Origin of the sequence: Caldalkalibacillus uzonensis (assembly GCF_030814135.1) — a bacterium.
GTDB lineage: Bacteria > Bacillota > Bacilli > Caldalkalibacillales > Caldalkalibacillaceae > Caldalkalibacillus > Caldalkalibacillus uzonensis.
Genome location: NZ_JAUSUQ010000011.1, coordinates 33,630 through 56,243, shown reverse-complemented (window position 1 = coordinate 56,243; position 22,614 = coordinate 33,630). Strand labels below are relative to the sequence as shown.

The following is a 22,614-nucleotide window of genomic DNA, read 5'->3' as shown; positions in this document are numbered from 1 at the left end:
GATGTGACAGCATCGCTCAAAGGATTGAAAGCTCAAGTCGAAAAAAGGCTTATGGAATCGCTTTTGCGCAAGTCAATTGTTCGCAAAGATGAGAGTGTTGTCGATGGAGAAACGTATGAGCTTCATACGCACGAGGCGATTCGCTTTCGCGCAGATAAACCTCACCGCTGCAAAAATCCGACTGCATCGCAAGTGGCACTCCATTTCGTGATCATCTTCATGATGATAGAGAACATGGGGCTGTTTCAAAAATAAGCAGGATTGTGGGTCTAGTAAGTTTAGGAATTTTCTTATACGGCGTGCTATAATGGTAACCAGTCAACAAGAGAGACGGAGTGGAAGAAATGAAACGTGAGAAAACAAGAGATGTTGCAATTGAAAAGGGACAAAAAATTCCCCTTACGATAAAACGACTGGGCATTAATGGAGAGGGAGTCGGCTATTACAAGCGAAAGGTTATCTTTGTTCCCGGTGCTTTACCTGGTGAAGAAGTTGTCGTGGAAGTGACGAATGTTCATCCCGGTTATGCAGAGGGGGCGATTCACACGGTTCGCAAGCCGTCGCCGGAACGGGTAAAGCCGCCTTGTCCTGTGTATGATCAGTGCGGGGGTTGCCAGCTGCAGCATTTGCGGTATGATGCCCAGCTTCGCGAGAAAAAGGATATTGTACGCCAGGCGTTCGAACGCTATACGAACTTAACCGGAAGCAGCTTGCCGCTTCGTGACACGATGGGCATGGATGATCCGTGGCACTATCGCAACAAAAGTCAACTGCAAGTACAAAAGAAAAAGGAACAAGTCCTCGCCGGTTTATATGCGATGAATTCCCATCGGCTGATCGACCTGTCCGATTGCCTTATTCAGCATCCGGCAACGAATCGCGTCACTCAGGAAATGAAAGCGATCCTGCAAGACTTAAACATCCCGATTTACGATGAACGCAGGAAAACCGGCCTTGTCCGAACGATTGTGACGCGGGTCGGCGTGCAAACAGGGGAAGTGCAATTAGTGATAATCACAACGGAAAAGCATCTTCCAAAGAAGGAATTGCTGATTGAGGAAATCCGCCGCCGCCTACCGGAAGTGAAATCGCTCATGCAAAATATCAACGGCAGGAAAACATCGTTAATCTTTGGGGAAGAGACACTTCATCTGGCAGGAGAGGAAGTCATTCAAGAATCGCTCGGAGACTTGTCATTTGAACTGTCGGCCCGGGCCTTCTTTCAGCTGAACCCGACCCAAACCGTCAGGGTATACGACGAGGTGAAAAAAGCGGCTCAGTTGACGGGAAAAGAAAAGGTCGTCGACGCCTACTGCGGAGTCGGAACGATTGGCTTATGGCTTGCCCGGCATGCAAGCGAAGTGCGGGGCATGGATGTCACCCCTGAAGCGATCGCCGATGCCAATGCGAATGCGAAAAAACACGGCTTTCCTCATGTGCAATACGTCGTCGGAAAAGCCGAAACGTGGCTGCCCCGCTGGGTGAAAGAAGGCTGGCATCCTGACGTGATTGTCGTCGATCCGCCCCGCACCGGCTGTGATAAACGGTTGCTTGAGACGATCATTGCCGTCAAACCGAAGCGATTGGTCTACGTCTCCTGCAACCCTTCCACATTGGCTAAAGATAGCAACAAGCTCCTTCAATCCGGTTTCCGTCTTCAGTATGTCCAGCCGGTCGATATGTTTCCGCACACAAGCCATGTGGAGTGCGTATCGCAGATAGTTGGAAAAGGATAGTACCATTATTCATTGAGACTTTATTCTATTCATGGAGATTTATTCATTTATTCGTCCAGTTAAGTCCGCACCCTAGGGCCGAGAATTTCGACCTTAGGGTTGTTAACTTAATGCCGGAAAGTGCGGAACAACTTCTTCCCCTAATTCTTCAACCACTTCTTCAACAGGACGTTGGCCATATTTTAAGTTCATAATCACATGGTTCACACCCGCCATTTTAAGGCTTTCTATAAATTCAATGAGTGGATTGCGCCCGATTCGGAACCCTAAATGGATAGGGATTGGCGGATGATTCGGATCCTCCGTCAAATCTACATATAAGGATTGACTGAACGGTTTAAACTGACCGGTATGAGCACGCCAATTTTTAATCAGTTCCGCTTGGAATCTCAAGTTTCGGGGATAGTACAGCCAACCATCACTGTTTTCAGCAATCCATTCCACGGACTGGGAGCTGTGACCAGTGACCAACACCGGAATGTCCAACAGGCGCGGTTTAGGCAAAAGATCCCCGTTCGACAGCTGAACCCGTGGTGATCGGATCGCAGGAAAGTTCTCCTTCCACACTTTTTTCATGACCATGATGGCTTCTTGAAACAAAATACTACGCTGTTCAGGATCAACGGAGAAGGCAGGAAATTCGATAGGACGATCTCCTGTTGCCACCCCGAGAACCAGGCGTTCGCCGGAAATTTGGTCGATGGAAGCAGCCGCTTTGGCCACATGCAAAGGGTGACGCAAGGTTAGAATAATACTTCCCGTGCCCAAAGCAATGTTGTCTGTCTGGGCGGCTATATATCCTAAATAGACCCAAGGATCATAAATTTGGCCCACATCCCCAAAATAAGGATCATGTAACGGAACGTCCCTGACGAATAATGCAGCAAAATTGAGCTCTTCTGCTCTTTTGGCCAGTTTCATTTGCTGGTCAATGTCCATTTTTGGAATGCTGCCCTCGTATGATTCTATGGGAAAGAACAACCCAAGAGTGAGATGACTTTCTTTAAACATGCGTGAATATCCTTTATGCTTATCAAACCGGTTCATCATCATCCCTCCACACCTTTATATATAAATATCTAGAAATATCGATATATTACTATAAAAATAAGATGACTTCAAGGTATAAATTTTAATGATGCTTAGGGCGTAAATGGTAAACGTGGATTTTTTTTATAAATCATTCGATAACAATTCGATTATTTTTTTGATGTTCTCCTCATCCCGTTTATAATAAGTCCATTGCCCGATTCGTTTGGCTTTTATCAATCCGGCATTTTGAAGCATGGACAGGTAATGGGACACTGTAGATTGTGACATTCCAACTTTTTTTTGGATGTCGCTCACGCAAACCCCGTCTTCGCGTATATTTGTGTTTTGCGATTTTGGAAAGTGAACTTCAGGATTTTTTAACCACTGTAAGATCTGCAATCTCGTTTCATTGGACAAGGCCTTAAACACTTCCAACAGTTCCATTGCTACCTCCAAGTTTATCACATTCAATCGTTTTTCGTATTTTTATATTACATGATTTGCAATGGTTCAGGAATGCCTTGAGTGGTTTTATGTCAAAAAAAATTGGTACCCGCGGGAAAAATGGAGATAAGGGAGATCTTAAAAGGGAATGAGGCTCGTAGTGGAAATTTTGGTCCGCTACGAGTATTCTTTATGATAAAAGATCTGCCAATATATTATAGATGAACCACATGTAAAAAATCTGGTTAGAAGTTGACGGGACCTTACAGAATCTATTGATAAGGAGTGGGTCACATGCAGAAAAAGTGGCGGCAAGCTTTGGCTTTATTTACGTCATCTAGGATGTTTATCGTCGTTCTTATTCTAACCATAACGTTTATCTGGGGTTATGGTTGGGTATGGATGAAAGTAGGTTTGGATTATATGGGCCCGTTTACCTTTTCAGCTTTCCGTTTTACCGTGGGATCATTGGCATTGCTTCTGCTTTTATGGGGGCTTCGCCGGCTTACTTTTCACAACTTACAATGGAAACCCTTGCTCATTCTTGGACTGATACAAACAGTTTTGGTTTTTGCCCTGATTATGTATGGGATGCGCTTTGTTGAAGCAGGAAAGTCGTCCATTATCCTGTATACGATGCCCATTTGGAGCAGCTTGCTAGCCAGTCACTTTTTAAATCAAAAGCTCGGGTTGAGAAAAGTCATAGGCTTGATTTTAGGCATCGCAGGGCTCTTCCTTATCTTGGGAGTCGACTTATGGAAACAGCAAACCCCTGCCGTGATATGGGGAGAAAGTCTCATTTTGCTTGCTGCCCTGTGCTGGGCAGTGGCTAACATTTATTATCAACTTAAGTTCTCTGGTCAAGACCGTATACAGGTGAATGCCTATCAAATGGTGTTTGGGGCTGTGGGCATTACTATTTTGGCTGTTCTGGCGGAGTGGGGCCAACCAATTGTGCTGAACGTAACAAGCCTCTTTGCCGTGCTGTTTACCGGTGTGCTGGCCTCTGCTTTGTGCTTTACCATTTGGTTTTATCTTTTAAACAGGATAGATACAGCGACAGCCACCATTTCAACCCTGTTGGTTCCTGTTTTCGGGGTGGTGTTTAGCTGGCTCTTTCTGGGGGAACCACTCACACTGGAGATGGTGTGCGGAGGATGTATGATTGTGCTAGGAATCAGCTTCTCTTCCTTGTCCAAAACTAAAACAACCACAAAGGAAACAGTTGAACAAAGCTATTAAAGGAAACTTGAGTTTCAAGCAGCTTCGCTCGTGTGAGCTGATTTATTAATAAAAGAATTTCCAACATAAAACGTTCATCCTGGAAATTAACAGAGGCTGCCCTGAAGTACCATGACTTTGGGGCAGCCTTTCTGGGTTAGGCAAGGATACGGTTTGGACAACTTTGTCATTGACGATCTTGTATAGACAAGTTAAACTTGTAAAGGGTTCAAATCTTGTATATACAAGATCAGTTACAAGTGTAGCAACAATTGGAAGCGCTTTTTCAAAAACATTTGTTGGATATATTGGAAACGGGAGGAAGAGCGATGGCAGTCGACAGAGCATCAGTAGAACAGATTGTTGAGGCGATTGGGGGTAAAGACAATATTGTGGCGGCCAGCCACTGTGTCACCCGCTTGCGTTTTGCTTTAAAAGATGAAAGTAAAGTGGACAAAGAGAAACTGGAGAACATTGACTTGGTCAAGGGGGCTTTTTCAGCCAACGGCCAGTTTCAGGTCGTCATCGGTCAAGGTGCAGTCGATAAAGTATACAAAGAATTGACCGAGATCACGGGCATCGGCCACGCGACCAAACAGGATGTTAAAGATGCCGCGGAGAAAAAGCTCAATCCTTTACAACGGGCCATTAAAACCTTGGCCGACATTTTTATTCCCATCTTGCCTGCCATTGTCACGGCTGGCTTGTTAATGGGTATTCACAATCTTTTGGCTGGTCCGGGCATTTTCTATGAGGATCAAGCCTTGATTGACGTTCACACCCAGTGGGCTGATTTAGCCGACATCATTAACCTGATTGCCAATACGGCCTTCGTTTTCCTGCCGGCCTTGATTGGCTGGTCTGCGGTTAAAAAATTTGGCGGAAGCCCTCTGTTGGGGGTTGTTCTTGGTCTCATGCTGGTGCACCCGGCCTTGTTAAATGCATGGGCTTATGCTGAAGCGGTACAAGAGGGAACGGTCCCGACCTGGCATTTATTCGGATTTGAGGTGTCCAAAATCGGTTATCAGGGGCAAGTCCTGCCTGTGCTTTTTGCCGCTTATGTTCTGGCCAAAGTGGAGCAGTTTTTAGACAGGAGAGTACCCGATGCGTTTAAACTGCTGGTGGTCGCCCCCGTTACTTTGTTGTTAACAGGCTTCTTAGCCTTTACCTTGATCGGTCCGGTCACTTTTGCGGCCGGCAATGCCATTACCTCTGCTTTTGTGACGCTGTTCGAGCATTTTGCCCTCTTGGGCGGATTGATCTACGGTGGCTTTTATGCTGTGCTTGTGGTGACAGGGATGCATCATACTTTCTTAGCCGTCGATTTACAACTGATCGGCACCATTGGCGGAACATTCTTATGGCCCATCCTGGCCTTGTCCAATATTTCTCAGGGCTCGGCGGCTTTGGCGATGATGTTTGCCAGCCGGGATAAAAAAATAAAAGGATTATCGTTAACATCTTCAGTTTCGGCTTATCTGGGCATTACGGAACCGGCCATGTTTGGTGTGAATTTGAGATTTAAGTATCCCTTTATTTGTGCCATGATCGGGTCCGCTACGGCTGCTGCGTTTATTACCCTTAATCAAGTGAGAGCGGCATCCATCGGTGTCGGCGGGCTGCCGGGATTCCTCTCCATCTTCCCGCAGCAGTGGGGGGCGTTCTTCATCGGCATGGCGATTGCCTTGATTGTTCCTTTTGCCCTGACGCTGGGCTATGCCAAACTGAGAGGTGGACAAGTATGAGAGAACCCTGGTGGAAAAGAGCAGTGGTCTACCAAATTTATCCCAAAAGTTTCAAGGATACCACAGGAAACGGTGAAGGCGACTTGCAAGGCATCATCCACAAGCTCGACTATCTTAAAACATTGGGGGTTGACGTCATTTGGTTAACCCCGATCTATCAATCCCCACAGCGGGATAACGGTTATGATATCAGTGATTACTATCGAATTGACGAGCGTTATGGCACGATGGCCGATTTTGAGCAGCTCTTGGCTGAAGCCCACCGGCGCAACATCAAAGTGATCATGGATATGGTCGTTAACCATACCTCCACCGAACATGAGTGGTTTAAAGCCAGCCGCCAATCCAGAACCAACCCTTACCGGGACTTTTATATTTGGAATAACCCGAAAGACGGACGGGAACCGAACAATTGGCAATCTAAATTTGGCGGTCCGGCTTGGGAATATGATCCTCAGACCGGGCAGTACTATTTGCATCTGTTTGATGTGACCCAGGCTGATCTGAACTGGGAAAATGAAGAGGTGCGCCGCCGCATCTATGAGATGATGCATTTTTGGTTAAAAAAGGGGGTTGACGGCTTCAGGCTGGACGTGATCAACCTGATTTCCAAAGACCAGCGCTTCCCCGATGATGACGGGAGCGTGCCTCCTGGAGACGGACGCCGTTTCTATACGGATGGCCCCCGGGTACATGAATTTTTACAGGAGATGAACCGGGAAGTTTTTTCAAAATATGACATCATGACAGTCGGTGAGATGTCTTCCACATCTATCGAGCATTGTATCCAATACACCAATCCTGAACGGAAAGAATTGAATATGACCTTTAACTTCCATCATTTGAAAGTGGATTATCCCGGCGGAGAAAAATGGGCAGTAGCTGACTTTGATTTTCTGGCTTTAAAACGCATTTTGTCCGAATGGCAGGTTAAAATGCATGAAGGCAACGGCTGGAATGCCTTGTTCTGGTGTAACCATGATCAGCCTCGCGTGGTCTCCCGCTACGGGGATGACGGACAGTATCACCGGGAGTCGGCCAAAATGCTGGCCACCACCATCCATATGATGCAGGGCACCCCTTATATTTATCAGGGGGAAGAGATTGGCATGACGGATCCCAAGTTTGAGAACATCAGCGATTACCGTGACGTTGAGACCCTGAACATCTACCGCATGAAAAAGGCAGAGGGGCTCAGTGAACAGGCAATAATGGACATGATTAAAAAGAAATCCAGAGACAACTCCCGTACCCCCATGCAGTGGGATGACAGCCGGCACGCCGGATTTACCGACGGAACGCCTTGGATTAACGTGGCCCCCAATTACAAGCAGATTAATGTGCAACAGGCACTAGCCGATCCGGACTCGATTTTTTACCACTACCAAAAGTTAATCAAGTTGCGCAAAGAGCTGGACATCATCACCTACGGGGATTACCGCTTAATATTGGAAGATCATCCGCAGATCTTTGCCTATCTGCGCACCTATGGCCAGGAAATGTTGCTGGTGATTAACAACTTCTACCGGCAAGAGACACTGTTTGAACTGCCTGGTGATATAAACGTGGACGGGGCAGACAGCCGCATCCTGATCTCCAATTATCCGGACACACCGGCCGATTTCAGACAGATCAGGCTGCGTCCTTACGAATCGGTTGTGTATCATCTCAGAAAGCATTAAAATGGAGATAGGGTGTGGCAGATGGAGAACAAATACTTGCACATTTATGCTGATTTGTCCGGAAAAATAGAATCAGGGGAGCTCAAGCCCCAGGCCAAACTCCCTTCAGAACATGAACTGTGTGAGCTGTACCAAACGTCGCGGGAGACGGTCCGCAAGGCTTTAAACCTGTTGGCCCAGCAAGGATATATCCAAAAAATCCAGGGTAAAGGCTCCATTGTCCTGGACATTCCCCGGATTAACTTTCCGGTGTCGGGGTTGGTCAGCTTCAAAGAGTTGGCTGAAAAGATGGGCAGAGAGGCCGAAACCATTTGCCACCAGTTGGCTTTGATTGAACCGGACGCCTGGCTGAAGGAACATCTGCCGGTCTCCCCCAAGGACAAAGTGTGGAAAATTATCCGCAGCCGCAAGATTGATGGGGAAGCAATGATTCTGGACCGGGATTATATTGCCGCCCAGCACGTCCCCCGCTTAACTAAAGACATCTGTGAACGGTCCCTGTATGAATATCTGGAACAGGATCTGGGCTTGAAAATCAGCTTCGCCAAGAAAGTGATCTCCATCGAAAAAGCCACTGCAGAAGACAGGCGCTATCTTGATCTGCAAGGTTATGATTTTATTGTGCTGGTCAAAAACTATGTCTATCTGGACGATGCCACCTTGTTCCAATACACCGAGTCCCGCCACCGCCCGGATAAATTTCAATTTGTTGACTTTGCCAGACGGCATTAAACCACAGCAGAGGCCCCCAGGCAGGGGATGGCCTCTGTTTTTTATACCCACCTTTTTATACCCACCGGCACCATGCATCAATTTCAATTTTAACGTAATTTTTTACGCATATTACCAGCTCCTGGGTACAAGATAACATATGTACATATCTTACTCAGGAGGAAGAACAGCATGATCAACACAATCATGAGGTTTTGGCCGGTGTTGGTGATAATGATGGTTTTGGTAACGACCGGCTGTCAGCAGCAGGGGCAAATGAAGGCCCAAACCATTGAAAAGATGGCCAAGAATGACGCCATCCAAAGGTCATTTTCCGAGGGCAGGCTGCAAACCGTCCAAAAAAACAATAAAACTGGCCGTGTGATCCTGCGCAATAGCCTGAGCGAACAACAGCATATGCTTAAAGACCCTGAACTGAGAGACCGGTTGATACAATTTAATGTAGATGTGAATAAACTGATGACGAACACGAAAGAGGGTCAACAACAATTGATGGATTCAACGCTGGCAATCATGGAAAAAATGACCGAGGAAGAAGACAAATACCGGCGGCTTGTCAAAAGCCAGCAAGAAGCCAGGGCCAAGGCTGTCCGCGATTCTGACCTGCGCCAGGCCATTTTGGAACAGAACCTAACCGAACAGGAATTGGCTTTAAAACATGATGCCACTGCCAGAAGAGTGCGAGCGTTAACATTACAGACAAACGAACAGTTGTTAAAGGACCAACAACTGAAAAACCGCCTGCTTAAACAACAGATTGAAGCGTTTGGGGCCATTGCTGAAAATCCTGATTTACGCGCTGACATGGCTGACGCCATGCTGTTGCTCATGAAAGATCCAAAAATACAAAAGGAATTGGAAAAAATGATCAAAATGGCTGTCGCCAAGGAGATGGCCAAGCTTAAAAAAGAATTGCAAATTCTCTACCAAAAGCTGGGTCAGCTTCAACAGGAATCGGGGCAGCAACAACAGCATTCCTCAAATGAACAGGCACAACCCCAGGAACAAAAGCAGTCCAAAGCACCAGCACAACCTGTTGAACCGCAGGCGGTGCCTGAACAATCTGAAAATGTTGAAGGAGAACCTCAGAGCTAATCAAAAAAACCAGTCCTGTCCTTGCTTGTGTGCAAAGGCGGGACTGGTTTTCCTTTCTGTCAAGGGTTTACGAAGCACGGGGCGCTGGTGTGATTGGCTTAAACGGCGGAGAATCGGGGGAACTGTGGGTTAAGAGGTACTCCCATATCTTGCGTTCAATCAGCTGCTGGTTATCCCTGAAGCCCATATTGCCAAATAGTACATTAAACTCGAGAAAGTACAAGCGCTCTCCCACCACCGCTATATCGAAGCCGGCATGGTTAATCCCTAACTGCTTGGCCACGGTTTCCACCAGGCGAATGGCACCGGGCGGGACGTGTTCGAAGGAGATGGTTCCCCCTTGAGCCACATTATTAAGAAAATGTCCCTCTTGCCCTACACGCCAGTAAGCCCCGATCACTTCATCACCGACAAAGGTGATACGCAAATCACGGTCGATAGGCAGATACTCCTGCACATATAATATATCATTATGCCGGGCATAGTCTTGAAGCTGGGCTTCTGACTCGATCAGGAAGACCCCTCTGCCCATGGAGTTGCGCACTTCCTTGGCGATAAACGGAAAGGGAAACTCCTCCAGAATGTGTTCAATATTAGCCTCCGTATTGGCCAAGATTTGGGTATAGGGCACATGTTCAGGACAAACGGCCCATAAGGCGCGGGTCATTTCAACTTTGTTATGTCCTAGATGGTAAGACTGGATGCTGGGGAAAATACGCTTTTTCAGGCCGTAAACCAGAACATTAACTTGCCAATATTCAGGAAACAAAATCCAATCTGCTTCAGCAATGGTTTGTTTCTCTTTGAAAAGATGTTCCGGCTTAATATAAGAGACATTGGGCAGACCAATGGTGCGCATCGGTTGAAAAGTGACCAGCTTCATTGCTCTTCCTCTCCGTTCCCCAAGTAAGAAACTCATTCTATTATCTATCATATGCGCAAAAAGCTTTTCGTCAATAGCACGTTTTGCTATTTTTGGAGATGTGTCCTGCCCCCATAACCAGTAAAGCCAGGGCAACTGGGAGGCCCCAGTGAGGAAGAGGCCACACACTTTCAAGCCAGGGAGATACTTTTTGATCTTCCAACACCATTTCTCCGGCCGTGAAGCCTAAGATGGCGGCACCTAAATATAAAAAAACAGGATAGCGGTCTAAGAGCTTCAAGACAAAATGGCTCCCCCAGATGATAATGGGGATGCTAAGGATTAAGCCCAATGTGATTAAAAGCAGATCCCCTTTGGCAACGGCAGCAATAGCAACCACATTATCCAAGCTCATAATAAAGTCAGCCATCATAATGGTCATCACCACAGTCAGCAATACATTGGATGCTTGGATGTCTTTCTCTTGTTCTTGATCGGCCAACAATTTAATGGCCACCCACAGCAGCAAAAGCGCGCCAACGGCCATTAAAAAGGGGATACTTAACAACTGAATAGCGACTACGGTAAGGATGACTCGTAAGGCAATGGCGCCGAACGCTCCCCAAAAGATAGCCAGCCGCCGCTTGGCTTCAGGCAAATTTCGGCTAGCCATGGCAATGACAATGGCATTGTCTCCACTTAAGATCATATTGATGAACACAATTTTAACAAAAGCCAGTAACCACCACTCCATGTTCTTGTCCCTCCCCTTGGGACATGTATATGTCAAAAGAGGAGCAGATAGTCGTTGTGCAGTCGATTTTTACAACTCGAAGTGCTGCAACTGGGGTATGTTGAGGATGTTAAAGTGACATTTCAGGCTGATCTGGGGTAATCTTGATCCGCAGTGACTTTTTTCAGTATTCAACGAGGAGGCACTCGGTTGCTTTGCCTCCTCGTGTTTTTTGTGTAAAATTTCATTAAAGTTAGGTATTAGCTAACATTTAATATCCTGAACTATTAGAAAAGAGGTGCAAGAGTTTGGATAGTCCAAACGTATGTTATATGTCTGCAGTACAGCTGAGGAAGTTGATGGTGGCAAAGGAACTCTCGCCTGTGGATGTGATACAGACCTTTTTGAAACGGATTGAGCAAATTAACCCTAAGGTTAATGCTTTTTGTACCCTCAATCCGGAAGGTGCGTTAATGCAGGCTAAGCAGGCTGAGCAAGCAATCATCAAGGGTGAAAGGCTTAATCCCTTGCACGGGATTCCTGTGGCGATTAAAGATTTAACCCCTACCAGAGGGCTGAGAACCACCTATGGTTCACTGGTCTATGCTGAGCATGTGCCCGATGTGGATGCGATCTGTGTTCAGCGCATTAAACAGGCTGGAGCTATTATCTTGGGCAAAACCAATACCCCCGAATTTGGTTACAAAGGAACCACCGATAACAAGTTATTTGGCCCAACCCGCAATCCGTGGGCTCTGGATAAAACGGCGGGCGGATCCAGTGGCGGGGCAGCAGCGGCGGTTGCCGCCGGTCTGGTTCCTTTAGCTGAAGGAAGTGATGGAGGAGGTTCGATCCGCATTCCGGCCAGCTTGTGCGGTGTGTTCGGTTTTAAACCAACCTATGGGCGGATTCCATCAGGAACCGGATTTCATACGGAGAACAGTTTTGGCTACCAGCATCCATTTCTGCACCATGGCCCGCTCACCAGGACAGTGGAGGATGCGGCTCTTTTTTATTCAGTGATGGCCGGGCCTCATCCCAGTGATCCTTTCTGTTTGCCTGAAGATCCCATAGATGTTGTGCAATCTCTTCAAGACGGGGTCCAAGGGAAGCGTGTCGCATACAGCCGCAACTTGGGGTGGTACGAAATTGATAAAGAGGTAGAGAAAGCAGTGGAGCAAGGGATGCAGCACCTAAGTGAGCTTGGCTGCTATGTGGAAGAAGTGAACCTTGACTTTGGTCTGTCTAAGCGGACGGTGGACCAAGCGTTTAACCTTTTATGGCTGGCCCATTTTGCCTCCCAGCACCGGGGACTGCTACCTCGTTTTAAAGATCAGTTGAGTGAAGATATGGTCTATATCATTGAAAAAGGTCAACAAGTGAGCTTAATGGATTACAAACATGTGGAGCGGGTGCGCACGAAAGTGTGGCAAACCCTGCAGCAGCTGTTCCAAACCTATGATCTGCTTGTTTGCCCCACTTTGGCGGTTGCAGCTTTTTCCTATCAAATTAAAGGGCCGTCAACTATTAATGATAAAGAGATACATCCCGCCTCTGACTGGATGTTGACCCCTGTCTTTAACTTAACGGGTCATCCAGCCGCTTCTGTTCCTGTTGGATTTACGAGAGATGAAAGACCAATTGGCATGCAAGTGATTGGCCGCAGGATGGAAGATTCCCTGGTTTTACGTCTCGCTTATGCTTATGAACAAGCGTTTCCCTGGCATACAAGAAAGCCTGGAATTTAATCTTCAAAAAAGTAACCCACCCTGTCTAGGAAAAAACAGGGAACTTTTACCAGGGTGCAACATTAGCAATATATTTCTCGTCTATATAATTAAACAAGACAAGAACAGGGTGATATTAGATGAGCAAATTGAAAGGGATCAAAGGCTGGGGCTTTACGGTGCTGGTGATGCTTATTCTGGGGGGCTGGATCTTCGCTGTCACCGATATCTTCTCTACCGAAACATCCCAATCCGGTTCCGGTGAGCTTCTCCCTGACGAGACAGAGACAAGAGAAGTGGACTATGACATTATACTCAGCCAGGATATTCAATCGGGTACCCAAGCAAAGCTGCCAGCAGACATTCAAGACTGGGTGGAGCAAAATGGAAGAAAGGAGTATCAGGGAATTAAACAGGCTGAAGGAGCCACCTATATCCTCATTGCCCGTGGTGAAAGCGCCAGTTCCGGATATGGCATCGAACCGGTCCGTGTGCAAGTCCAGGGTCACACACTCCTCGTGGAAGCGGCGTATACGGATCCGAAGCCCGGTGATATGCATTTGACCATGATCACCTACCCGGTCCTGTTGTTAAAAGTGGATGGAAAGTATGAAGAAGCCGAGTTTAACCTGTCTAAATCTTAAAGTTCAGGGCGCTGGTTGGAACACCAGCGTCCTTGTCTTATGGCCCGGTATGTTACAATAGAAAGAAAAAAGAGAGGAGAAACAGTGTGCATTTACGTTTGATTCGGCATGGGGAAACTGTGGCTAACAGGGAAGGGCGGATGCAGGGCCAGTCTGACTTTCCTCTCTCTCCAGAGGGAAAGCAACAGGCCCAGCTGTTGGCCGAATGGCTGGCGGACGACCAAATTGACGCACTTTATTCCAGTGATTTGAGCAGGGCCTATGATACCGCTCTGGTCATTGCCCGTTACCATGATCTTTCTGTTCAAACCAGAGAGGATCTGCGGGAAATCAAGTTAGGCCGTTTTGAGAAGTTAACCGCAAGTGACATCAAACAAAAGTATCCCGCTTATTTTCAGACCGATTTGTTATCGTGTGGTCTGGAAGATGTGGAACAGGCCGAGCAGGTGTATCAACGGGCTTTAAGTGTTGTGGATGACCTGTTGCAACGTCACTTTGGAGAGCGGGTTGTAGTTGTCTCCCACGGCACATTCATCGGGTGTATGTTGATGGCCCTTTTAGGCATTAAATGGCCGGGAAAACGAATATTTTCGGTAGGAAATACCAGTATCACCACCATTGATTTTCGTACGGAGAAGCAGTTCATGATTTTGGGGGTTAATGAACAACCTCATCTGCAAGTGAATCAGGTCATAAACCAAAAGCTGGGAGCTGGTTAAGCCGCTTTTTGCTTTGAGCCTGTTCAAGAAAGCGTTTATAATAATGAAAGAAGATTATTCTTAATCGTTAAAATCATAGAAACGGGACCGTTGATGATGGGAAGGGGTATATTGTCTATGAAAAACTTTAGGGAAAGCATGTACAAGTTAATTGTAGAAACATCCACCAACTTGCCGCCTGATGTTCGGGCAGCCATTGCCAAAGCGAAGGCCCGGGAGAATGCGGGTACACGTGCCGCCTTATCATTATCCACCATCAGCGAGAACATCACCATGGCAGAAGAAAACGTGTCCCCCATCTGTCAGGACACCGGCTTGCCCACCTTTATCATTAAAACACCGGTTGGTGCCAATCAGCTGGAGATGACCGAAGCGATTCGTGAGGCGATTGCTCAGGCCACTAAAGACGGCAAGTTGCGTCCCAACTCTGTGGACTCCTTAACCGGGGAGAACAGCGGAGACAACCTTGGGGAAGGAACGCCTGTCATTAAGTATGAACAGTGGGAAAAAGATGAAATTGACGTCCGCCTGATTCTCAAAGGAGGCGGCTGTGAAAACAAAAACATCCAGTACAGCTTGCCCACTGAACTGGAAGGATTGGGCCGGGCGGGCCGTGATCTGGACGGGATTCGCAAATGCATTTTACACAGTGTCTATCAAGCCCAGGGACAGGGCTGCAGCGCCGGTTTCATTGGTGTCGGTATTGGCGGAGACCGGGCCACCGGTTATGAACTGGCCAAGAAGCAACTGTTCCGGGAAGTGGATGACGTTAATCCTAACCCAGAGCTGGCCAAGCTGGAAGAGTACATCATGGAAAACGCCAATAAGCTGGGTATTGGCACTATGGGATTCGGTGGTGAAACCACCTTGCTGGGCTGTAAGATCGGGGTGATGAACCGCATCCCGGCCAGCTTCTTTGTTTCAGTCGCTTACAACTGCTGGGCTTTCCGCCGTCTGGGTGTCGTGGTGGACCCTGCAACAGGGGAGATTAAACGCTGGTTGTATAAAGATGAACGGCCAATCGAGATGGAAGTGAAGAGAATCGTTGAAGTGGCCAAGAGTGAAGGCGCCCGGGAAGTGGTCCTAACCCCGCCGATTACAGAGGAGCAGATTCGCCAGCTAAAAGTGGGCGATGTGGTGATCATTAATGGTTCCATGTACACTGGCCGTGATGCCATTCACAAGTATCTAATGGACCATGATGCACCGGTTGATCTGAATGGCCAGGTGATTTATCACTGCGGCCCAGTGATGTTACAGGATGAAAACGGCAAGTGGCATGTCAAGGCAGCAGGACCTACCACCAGTATCCGTGAAGAACCTTACCAGGCGGATATCATCAAAAAGTTTGGCATCCGGGCCGTGATTGGTAAAGGCGGTATGGGCCCCAAAACACTGGCTGGTCTTAAAGAACACGGGGCAGTGTATCTCAATGCCATTGGCGGAGCGGCCCAATATTACGCCAAGTGTATTAAAGATGTCAAAGATGTTCATTTCCTGAAAGAATTCGGTATTCCGGAAGCCATGTGGCATCTTGAAGTGGAGAACTTTGCCGCCATCGTCACCATGGATGCTCATGGCAACAGCTTGCATGAAGATGTGGAAAAATCTTCACTGGAGCGTCTGGCTCAGTTCAAAGAGCCGGTATTTAATTAAAAGACATTTATAACAGAAGTTCCCTCCGTCACTGGAGGGAACTTTCATTTTTGTGCGCCTGGAGTATGACAAGATCACAGCCCCACAACCATAAAAAATAAAAATAAATTGACATTTTGTATGATTATCGATAATATATCGATAAGACAGATGTTAAAAAATAAGCAAAACATATCCTCTCCAAGAATTACCTAAAAGTAATTCTTCGGCAACGGGAGGCTGTTAAATGAGCTGGTTATTAAGTACCCATGAAGAAGTAGTTTCATATCTGCGGCAAATGGAATGGGTAAACATCGATGAACAATTGAAAGTTGAATTATTGACAGGCGGTGTTTCAAATATGGTTTGGAAAATCACGACACCGTCCAAACGTTGGGTGTTGAAACAAGCTCTGCCCAAACTTAAAGTTCAGGAAGAATGGTATTCGGATGTCGATCGTATTTTTCGCGAGCAATTGGTGATGAGGTTTTTGCAAGACTTAATCCCAAGTGATACAGTACCTGGGATCATCCATCATGATTTAGAAAGGCATATTTTAATTATGAATTGTGCACCCGAAAGCACAATACCCTGGAAGAATCAACTGATGGAGGGTATATTCGATCAATCTGTTGCTAGCAATGTAGGTCGATTGCTGAAGATGATTCATAAGCAAAGTTTATCTATGAATGAAAATCAAATCGCTCAGTTAAAAGATTTGAGATTTTCTAAACAACTTAGAATTGACCCTTTTTATCATTACATAGGACAAAAGTATGCTGAATTAAAAAACATGGTTCAAGTGTTAGTCAAGGACTTAACTGAGGTACAATTCTGTCTTGTCCATGGAGATTTTACACCTAAAAATATTCTCGTCGATCAAGATCATTCGTTAATTTTACTGGATTACGAAGTTGCCCATTGGGGGAATCCTGTTTTTGATCTGGTATCCTGTATTGCTCATTTGTTACTTAAGGGATGGGCATTGGAAAAACGGACAGAAGCTGTCCGTACAGTTTTGGCATTATTAGATGAATATGGGGAGCAAATCAGTGAAAAATTTCCATGTCATTTAGGGCTTTTTCTACTTAGTAGATTAGATGGAAAATCTCCGGTCAGCTATTTACAAGATGATAAATTAATTAAAGAAATACGAATGACGGCTTTAAATATTTTAAGAGGCTCAAGGAAGGTTCCGCTAGATCAATTTTTTCATGAAGTCATGGGAGGGGACAGCACTCTATGAATCGCATTAAATCGATAAATGGGAGGGAAATCTTGGATTCACGTGGGAACCCAACGGTAGAGGTAGAAGTCTTACTTGAATCTGGGGATACAGGGCGCATGATGGTTCCTTCGGGTGCATCAACTGGAAAATATGAAGCATGGGAACTTAGAGACGGAGATCTCAGTCGATTCCGGGGGATGGGTGTACTTTCTGCAGTAAAACATGTTAATGAGGAATTGGCTGCTAAACTTATAGGGATGGATGCGGAGGAACATGAAGCAATTGACTACACGATGATTGAAATGGACGGTACTGCAAACAAGTCCCGATTAGGTGCGAATGCCATCCTTGGTGTTTCCTTTGCAGTCATTCATGCAGTTGCCAAAGCAAAGAAATGTCCTTTGTATCTTTATATCGCTCAAAAATATTTTAATAATCATAATCTTGAAATTCCATTGCCTATGGTCAATATGATTAGCGGTGGTCTTCATGCAGGCAAAAACATTGATCTTCAGGATTTCTTGATTATTCCCATCGGCGCGATGAATTTTCCACATGCGTTGGAGATCGTATCCAATGTTTTTTGGAATCTTAAGCAAGTATTAGAAGAAAAGGGATACCAATCCTCCCTATTTGCGGATGAAGGAGGATTTGGTCCTCAATTAAGCTCACATCGAGAGGCATTAGAGTTACTTCTTCAGGCCGTAGAAATGGGAGGGTTATTGCCGGGTAAGGATGTTATGATTGCCCTGGATGTAGCTGCTTCACATTTCTATCATCCAGAGGATGGAATGTATCATTTAAAATCTGAGAATCGTATATTGAGTTCTTTAGAAATGATTGATTTGCTTGAAAAATGGGTCAATGAATATCCAATATTATCAATCGAAGACGGCTTGGCTGAAGAAGACTGGGAGGGGTGGAAGGAACTGACACGAAGATTAGGACATCGCGTTCAATTGATTGGTGACGATTTGTTCGCAACAAACCCGCAGCGAATAAAAATGGGCGTTAAGGAACAAGCCGGAGATGCGGTACTAATAAAAATGAATCAAATTGGCACGTTCACGGAAACGATTGCAGCAATAAAGTTGGCTCAACAGTCTGGTATGAATACTATTATTTCAGCTCGTTCTGGAGAAACAGAAGATGCTACTCTGTCTGATTTGGCAGTGGGAGTCGGTGGAGGGCAGATTAAAATCGGATCCAGACTATAACCGTTCCTTAGCAATGAAGGAAATCGAGTTCATGGTAAGCCTGGTGGAAGCAGTCCGTGAAGCGGTGGGAAATGAAGTGGACCTCGCCATTGATTGTCATTGGAATTACAATGTCAACGACGCTATTAAATTGGCTAGAGCTTGTCAACCTTTTAACCTATTGTGGATGGAAGATCCTGTCCCTCCGGAGAATATCTATTCCTTGCATTGGGTGACGCACGCCACAAGTGTTCCGATCGCTTCCGGTGAAAATCACTATTTAAGGCACCAATTTTATGAGATTTTGCAAAAGCAGGCAGTCAATATTCTTGCTCCTGATTTTCAGAAAGTGGGAGGCTTGTTGGAAGCCAGACGTATCGCAGATTTGGCGGATATGCACAATGTCGCAGTTGCTCCCCACAATATCAGTAGTCCGATTGGAACAGTTGCGGCCGCCCATGTTTGTGCAGCGATTCCGAACTTCCTTGTCCTGGAGTGGCACTCTGCCAGTGTACCCTTCTGGAATGATCTAGTGAAGGACTCGGATAAACCCTTGATACACAACGGATATTTGACGCTAACCGAGAAACCGGGTTTGGGAATCGAATTGGACGAAGATATCGCATACCAATACCGCAAAGATGGAGAGAGTTTTTTTGAAGCATAGGGGGGGATCAAGATGAAAATCACTGCAGTTGAAACCATTCAGATTCCGGAACATCCGCATCTTTTATTTGTACAAATACATACCGATGAAGGGATAACCGGACTTGGGGAAACATTTCCGCGACCATCCTCTTCGGTGGCCGTGATCCACGATGTATTGACAGGTCTGATCCTTGGCCAGAATCCTTTCGATATCGAACGTCTGTGGAGGGATATGTTCCAGGCGATTAACTACCATGGATACGCTGGAGCGGAACTTCGTGCGTTAAGTGCCATAGATATGGCGCTTTGGGATATTCTTGGCAAGGCCAGCAATTTGCCTGTCTATCGCCTGCTGGGTGGAAAATGCAGGGAAGAAATCCCGGTTTATAATACTTGTGTGAGCCATGGTCCGTACCAGGATCATGAACTCTTTACCGAAAACCCCGAAGAGCTGGCGCAAAGCCTTTTGGCTGACGGCATTCGCGCCATGAAAATCTGGCATTTTGACGAATTATCGGTCAAAACGGGAGGTCAATCGATTTCGAAAGAGGACCTGGCTTATGGGGTGAGCATTGTCGAACGGATTCGCCAGGCTGTGGGAGACAAGATGGAAATTGCCATAGAGGGGCATGCCTGCTGGAATCTGCCTTCCGCAATCAAGATTGCCAAAGCACTGGAACCTTATGATGTGATGTGGCTTGAGGATCTTATTCCTGCGGATAACATCGGGGCATTGAGACAGCTTCGCAATACAACAACGTCTCCTATTTGTGCGAGTGAGCGGTTATTTAGCCGGTTCCAATTCTTACCTCTGCTTCAGCAGGAAGCAGTAGATATTGTCATGCCGGATATTGCTTGGGTTGGCGGCATTTCTGAAATGAAAAAGATTGCCACTTTGGCAAGCGCGTATCAACTCCCAATTGCTCCCCATAACTGCGGAGGTCCAATTATCAGCCTTGCTAATGCACATATTTGCGCCAATATCCCGAATCTGTTTATTTGTGAGTCGGTACGTGCATTTTATAACACATACTTCAAAAATATTGTGACCAATCCGATTCAGGTGAAAAACGGGTTTATGCAGATCCCTGAGGCTCCAGGAATCGGAGCGGAACTCTTGCCGGAACTTTTAAAACGGGATGATCTCATTCGTAGAGTGACAAAAGATTCAGGAGTAAATACCCATTGGGCGGTGGGTGATCCTTGGAAAGATGATTTAGGAAACAATTTTTAAATTGACATCTTCAGGGATCATCGTTAATCTAACTACCAGAAGTCTCATTTTAAAAGTTTTTAACATACGGCTATCAATAACCAATATATACAGCATTGGAGTGCAGGCACAAGTGACAACCAACGTACGGCGGGAGCAAATTTTATCCGAGTTACGGCTACAGATCATAACCGGTCAATTGCGTCCGGGAACGCGAATCAGAGAGCTCCAAGTCGCCAACTCTTTTGGCACAAGTCAAGCGCCGGTGCGCGAGGCGCTGAGGGTTTTAGAAATGGAGGGCTTGGTCAACGTCATTCCACACACAGGAACCTTTGTAACAGAAATCTCTTTTCATGAAATGGAGCAGCTTTTTGAGTTCAGGAAGCTGATCGAAATCTCTTCGGCCAAGGCGTTGATCAAGCGTCCTTTTGATTTGGCCCCCTTCGAGGACGTTGTACGGCGTATGATGCAGCTTGCCTTGGATGGAAATGTACTTCAATTTACGGCCGAGGATTGCCGTTTTCACCAGTTGATCATTGAAGGCGCCAACAAGAACGTGTTTTTGCGGTTGTGGTTAACCGTCGATGCCCAGATTCGAAGGTTCATTGCACTGGTTTCCACCCAATATCACCAAAACCTGACCAGGGTGGCGGAACAACATCTGTCGATCCTGGAAGCAATTCGCAATCGGGACGAGGCGCGGTTAACCGCAGAGTTGTATCGCCATCTTGATTTAGATGATTCGTGGAGGGTGTTCCTTGAGTAACAGGAACACCTTTTTATAAGTCAATGCAGGCTCAACCGTTGGCTAAGCTCATGAGCCAGGGTTTGCAGAGTGGAAACGTCTGTCATATCAAAGCACAGGGGATCCCGGCTTTTAACCACAATTTTCCCTAATTCCTGTTGTTGAACTTGGTCTTCAATGGGGATGCGTAGCTCGGCATTAGCTTCCCATTCCAGTTGCTTGTCTTGGTCGGATGCCGCTACCAATTCTGATGCGTTCCCTTGTCTCAGATAAACGCCGACCCAATCAAAATAGGGCACTTGCTTCTGCAGTGTGCGTACAACATCCGCAAAGCTTTGATTAAGATTTCGGTTTCTCAGCACTTTGGCTAAAGCGGCAAGGGATGCTACATCGGTTCTAATTGACATAAAACTTCCCTCCATCATTGTACGATCTATGTGTGAAGTTTGAACACTCTGACCACGCTGGGCTTAGAGGGTCAGTTCAATGGTGATTTATGATAAAATCATTGTATCAAAAGTTTGATCCGTCATTCGCTAGTAGTTTAAGGTAATGGAGGGACAAACACACAGGTTTCTGTTTGTCTAGCGTTAATTGTTATAAACGAACTGAGGAGGCATAACATGGAGTTTGTTATCCTGCCCCGGCCACCCTATGACTTTGCGAGGGTGATCCAGCGCTGTTCAAGGGAGCCTTTTTATCATGTGAATGAAGAGGGAGACGAACTGTCATTTGCCGTACGCATCAAGCACAGTCTGGTGGAGGAAAACTGGAAGCCCGTGGTGTGCGTATTAACCAATGAGGGTACTGTGGATACCCCTCAGATCCGGGTTACTGTCAAGGGAGACACACTGACCAGTGCGGATCAAAATTGGTTGCAACACCACCTTAACCAGCGCTTTCAGTGGCAAACTGATGTGCTTGTACGATTTTATCAGGCCGTTCATTCATACCCGCCATTACGCCGCTTAACTCATCATTTGCGTGGTCTTCCTCTGATACAAGATGAGGGAATTTACGAGGGACTCGTGCAAACCATTATCCAACAGCAGCTTAACTTTTCTTTTGCCCGTCAACTTTCTCGAAATTTAGCCCGTTTTTATGGACAAACCATCTCGTGTGATGGTCAGGAGTACTTGTTGTTGCCTACACCCGCCCAATTAGCTGCTCTTACCATAGAAGAGCTCAGGCAACATAAATTTAGTGCCCGCAAGGCAGAATATATCATTAATGTGGGACGTAAGGTTGCATCCGGTGAATTAAACTTGACAGAATTGGCCCAGCTTGACAATGAGGCTTTTATTGACCGGCTCACCCGGGAAAAAGGCATTGGGCTGTGGACTGCCGAGTGTGTCTTATTATTTTGCCTGGCCCGACCCAATCTGTTTCCGGCAGCAGACATCGGCTTGCGCAACGCCTTGCAAAAACTTGAGCAGCTTGAACGGCGGCCGGAGCCTGAAGAATGCCGGGAGTGGGTCAAACCTTACGCCGACTGGGCCAGCTATGTCACCATATATTTATGGGGTTCACTTGGATAGGAGAATAAACATGAAAGTGAAACGCGGACAAGAAGTGAC

The 22,614-nt window shown here is 46.4% G+C and carries 22 protein-coding genes; 17 read left to right on the top strand and 5 right to left on the bottom strand.

From position 1 onward, the window contains the following. Positions 1–3: 3 nt before the first annotated feature. Both J2S00_RS14155 and rlmD read left to right on the top strand, forming a co-directional pair. The gene (locus J2S00_RS14155; protein WP_307341070.1) at positions 4–255 is read left to right on the top strand and encodes a cupin domain-containing protein; all 252 of its coding nucleotides are present in this window, start codon (positions 4–6) and stop codon (positions 253–255) included. Positions 256–344: 89 nt separating this feature from the next. Beyond that, positions 345–1,736, top strand: a complete 1,392-nt coding sequence (gene rlmD, locus J2S00_RS14150; protein ID WP_307341068.1) for a 23S rRNA (uracil(1939)-C(5))-methyltransferase RlmD — start codon at positions 345–347, stop codon at positions 1,734–1,736. Positions 1,737–1,838: 102 nt separating this feature from the next. Here rlmD and J2S00_RS14145 read toward each other — a convergent pair whose 3' ends face one another. Next, complete coding sequence (locus J2S00_RS14145) at positions 1,839–2,783, bottom strand: LLM class oxidoreductase (protein ID WP_307341066.1); 945 nt, start codon at positions 2,781–2,783, stop codon at positions 1,839–1,841. 126 nt (positions 2,784–2,909) lie between these two features. After that, positions 2,910–3,212 carry an ArsR/SmtB family transcription factor gene (locus J2S00_RS14140; RefSeq protein ID WP_307341063.1) on the bottom strand — a complete coding sequence of 101 codons (303 nt, stop codon included), beginning with the start codon at positions 3,210–3,212 and terminating at the stop codon, positions 2,910–2,912. A 294-nt stretch (positions 3,213–3,506) separates the two neighbouring features. On the opposite strand from J2S00_RS14140, the gene J2S00_RS14135 reads away from it, so the two are divergent. The 5 genes from J2S00_RS14135 to J2S00_RS14115 all read left to right on the top strand — a co-directional run bounded on the left by J2S00_RS14135 (position 3,507) and on the right by J2S00_RS14115 (position 9,687). Continuing rightward, on the top strand, positions 3,507–4,454 hold the full coding sequence (locus tag J2S00_RS14135) for a DMT family transporter (protein WP_307341062.1): 948 nt from the start codon (positions 3,507–3,509) through the stop codon (positions 4,452–4,454). 308 nt (positions 4,455–4,762) lie between these two features. After that, positions 4,763–6,178 (top strand): PTS system trehalose-specific EIIBC component, encoded by a 1,416-nt coding sequence (gene treP / locus J2S00_RS14130; protein ID WP_307341060.1) that lies wholly within the window; start codon positions 4,763–4,765, stop codon positions 6,176–6,178. Next, a complete protein-coding gene (treC, locus tag J2S00_RS14125; protein ID WP_307341058.1) occupies positions 6,175–7,860 on the top strand; it encodes an alpha,alpha-phosphotrehalase in 1,686 nt (561 codons plus the stop codon). Before treP ends, treC begins: the two co-directional genes overlap by 4 nt. A 21-nt stretch (positions 7,861–7,881) precedes the next feature. Continuing rightward, on the top strand, positions 7,882–8,592 hold the full coding sequence (treR, locus tag J2S00_RS14120) for a trehalose operon repressor (protein ID WP_307341056.1): 711 nt from the start codon (positions 7,882–7,884) through the stop codon (positions 8,590–8,592). A gap of 171 nt (positions 8,593–8,763) precedes the next feature. Next, positions 8,764–9,687, top strand: a complete 924-nt coding sequence (locus tag J2S00_RS14115; RefSeq protein WP_307341054.1) for a hypothetical protein — start codon at positions 8,764–8,766, stop codon at positions 9,685–9,687. Between the two features lie 67 nt (positions 9,688–9,754). Here J2S00_RS14115 and J2S00_RS14110 read toward each other — a convergent pair whose 3' ends face one another. After that, the gene (locus J2S00_RS14110; protein ID WP_370875883.1) at positions 9,755–10,570 is read right to left on the bottom strand and encodes an ATP-grasp domain-containing protein; all 816 of its coding nucleotides are present in this window, start codon (positions 10,568–10,570) and stop codon (positions 9,755–9,757) included. A gap of 70 nt (positions 10,571–10,640) precedes the next feature. Beyond that, positions 10,641–11,303, bottom strand: coding sequence for a TerC family protein (locus J2S00_RS14105; RefSeq protein WP_307341049.1), 663 nt, complete (start codon positions 11,301–11,303; stop codon positions 10,641–10,643). Between the two features lie 341 nt (positions 11,304–11,644). Between J2S00_RS14105 and J2S00_RS14100 the strand changes: the two genes are divergently transcribed. The 9 genes from J2S00_RS14100 to J2S00_RS14060 all read left to right on the top strand — a co-directional run bounded on the left by J2S00_RS14100 (position 11,645) and on the right by J2S00_RS14060 (position 21,058). Continuing rightward, positions 11,645–13,030, top strand: a complete 1,386-nt coding sequence (locus J2S00_RS14100; RefSeq protein ID WP_307341046.1) for an amidase — start codon at positions 11,645–11,647, stop codon at positions 13,028–13,030. A gap of 119 nt (positions 13,031–13,149) precedes the next feature. Then, positions 13,150–13,653: a protease complex subunit PrcB family protein gene (locus tag J2S00_RS14095; protein WP_307341042.1), complete on the top strand. Its 504-nt coding sequence runs from the start codon at positions 13,150–13,152 to the stop codon at positions 13,651–13,653. Positions 13,654–13,739: 86 nt separating this feature from the next. Further along, on the top strand, positions 13,740–14,372 hold the full coding sequence (locus J2S00_RS14090; RefSeq protein WP_307341040.1) for a histidine phosphatase family protein: 633 nt from the start codon (positions 13,740–13,742) through the stop codon (positions 14,370–14,372). A 117-nt stretch (positions 14,373–14,489) separates the two neighbouring features. Next, positions 14,490–16,028, top strand: coding sequence for a fumarate hydratase (locus J2S00_RS14085; RefSeq protein ID WP_307341038.1), 1,539 nt, complete (start codon positions 14,490–14,492; stop codon positions 16,026–16,028). Between the two features lie 226 nt (positions 16,029–16,254). Continuing rightward, complete coding sequence (locus tag J2S00_RS14080) at positions 16,255–17,253, top strand: phosphotransferase family protein (RefSeq protein WP_307341036.1); 999 nt, start codon at positions 16,255–16,257, stop codon at positions 17,251–17,253. Then, a complete protein-coding gene (gene eno, locus J2S00_RS14075) occupies positions 17,250–18,452 on the top strand; it encodes a phosphopyruvate hydratase (RefSeq protein ID WP_307341033.1) in 1,203 nt (400 codons plus the stop codon). The genes J2S00_RS14080 and eno overlap by 4 nt, the downstream gene beginning before the upstream one ends. After that, on the top strand, positions 18,418–19,098 hold the full coding sequence (locus J2S00_RS14070) for a mandelate racemase/muconate lactonizing enzyme family protein (RefSeq protein ID WP_307341030.1): 681 nt from the start codon (positions 18,418–18,420) through the stop codon (positions 19,096–19,098). The genes eno and J2S00_RS14070 overlap by 35 nt, the downstream gene beginning before the upstream one ends. A 12-nt stretch (positions 19,099–19,110) precedes the next feature. Beyond that, positions 19,111–20,313 carry a mandelate racemase/muconate lactonizing enzyme family protein gene (locus tag J2S00_RS14065; RefSeq protein WP_307341028.1) on the top strand — a complete coding sequence of 401 codons (1,203 nt, stop codon included), beginning with the start codon at positions 19,111–19,113 and terminating at the stop codon, positions 20,311–20,313. 112 nt (positions 20,314–20,425) lie between these two features. Continuing rightward, complete coding sequence (locus tag J2S00_RS14060) at positions 20,426–21,058, top strand: GntR family transcriptional regulator (RefSeq protein ID WP_307341026.1); 633 nt, start codon at positions 20,426–20,428, stop codon at positions 21,056–21,058. Between the two features lie 20 nt (positions 21,059–21,078). On the opposite strand, the gene J2S00_RS14055 is transcribed toward J2S00_RS14060, so the two are convergent. After that, the gene (locus tag J2S00_RS14055) at positions 21,079–21,444 is read right to left on the bottom strand and encodes a GAF domain-containing protein (protein ID WP_307341024.1); all 366 of its coding nucleotides are present in this window, start codon (positions 21,442–21,444) and stop codon (positions 21,079–21,081) included. Between the two features lie 216 nt (positions 21,445–21,660). On the opposite strand from J2S00_RS14055, the gene J2S00_RS14050 reads away from it, so the two are divergent. Then, a complete protein-coding gene (locus J2S00_RS14050) occupies positions 21,661–22,575 on the top strand; it encodes a DNA-3-methyladenine glycosylase family protein (RefSeq protein ID WP_307341022.1) in 915 nt (304 codons plus the stop codon). Positions 22,576–22,614 lie beyond the last annotated feature (39 nt).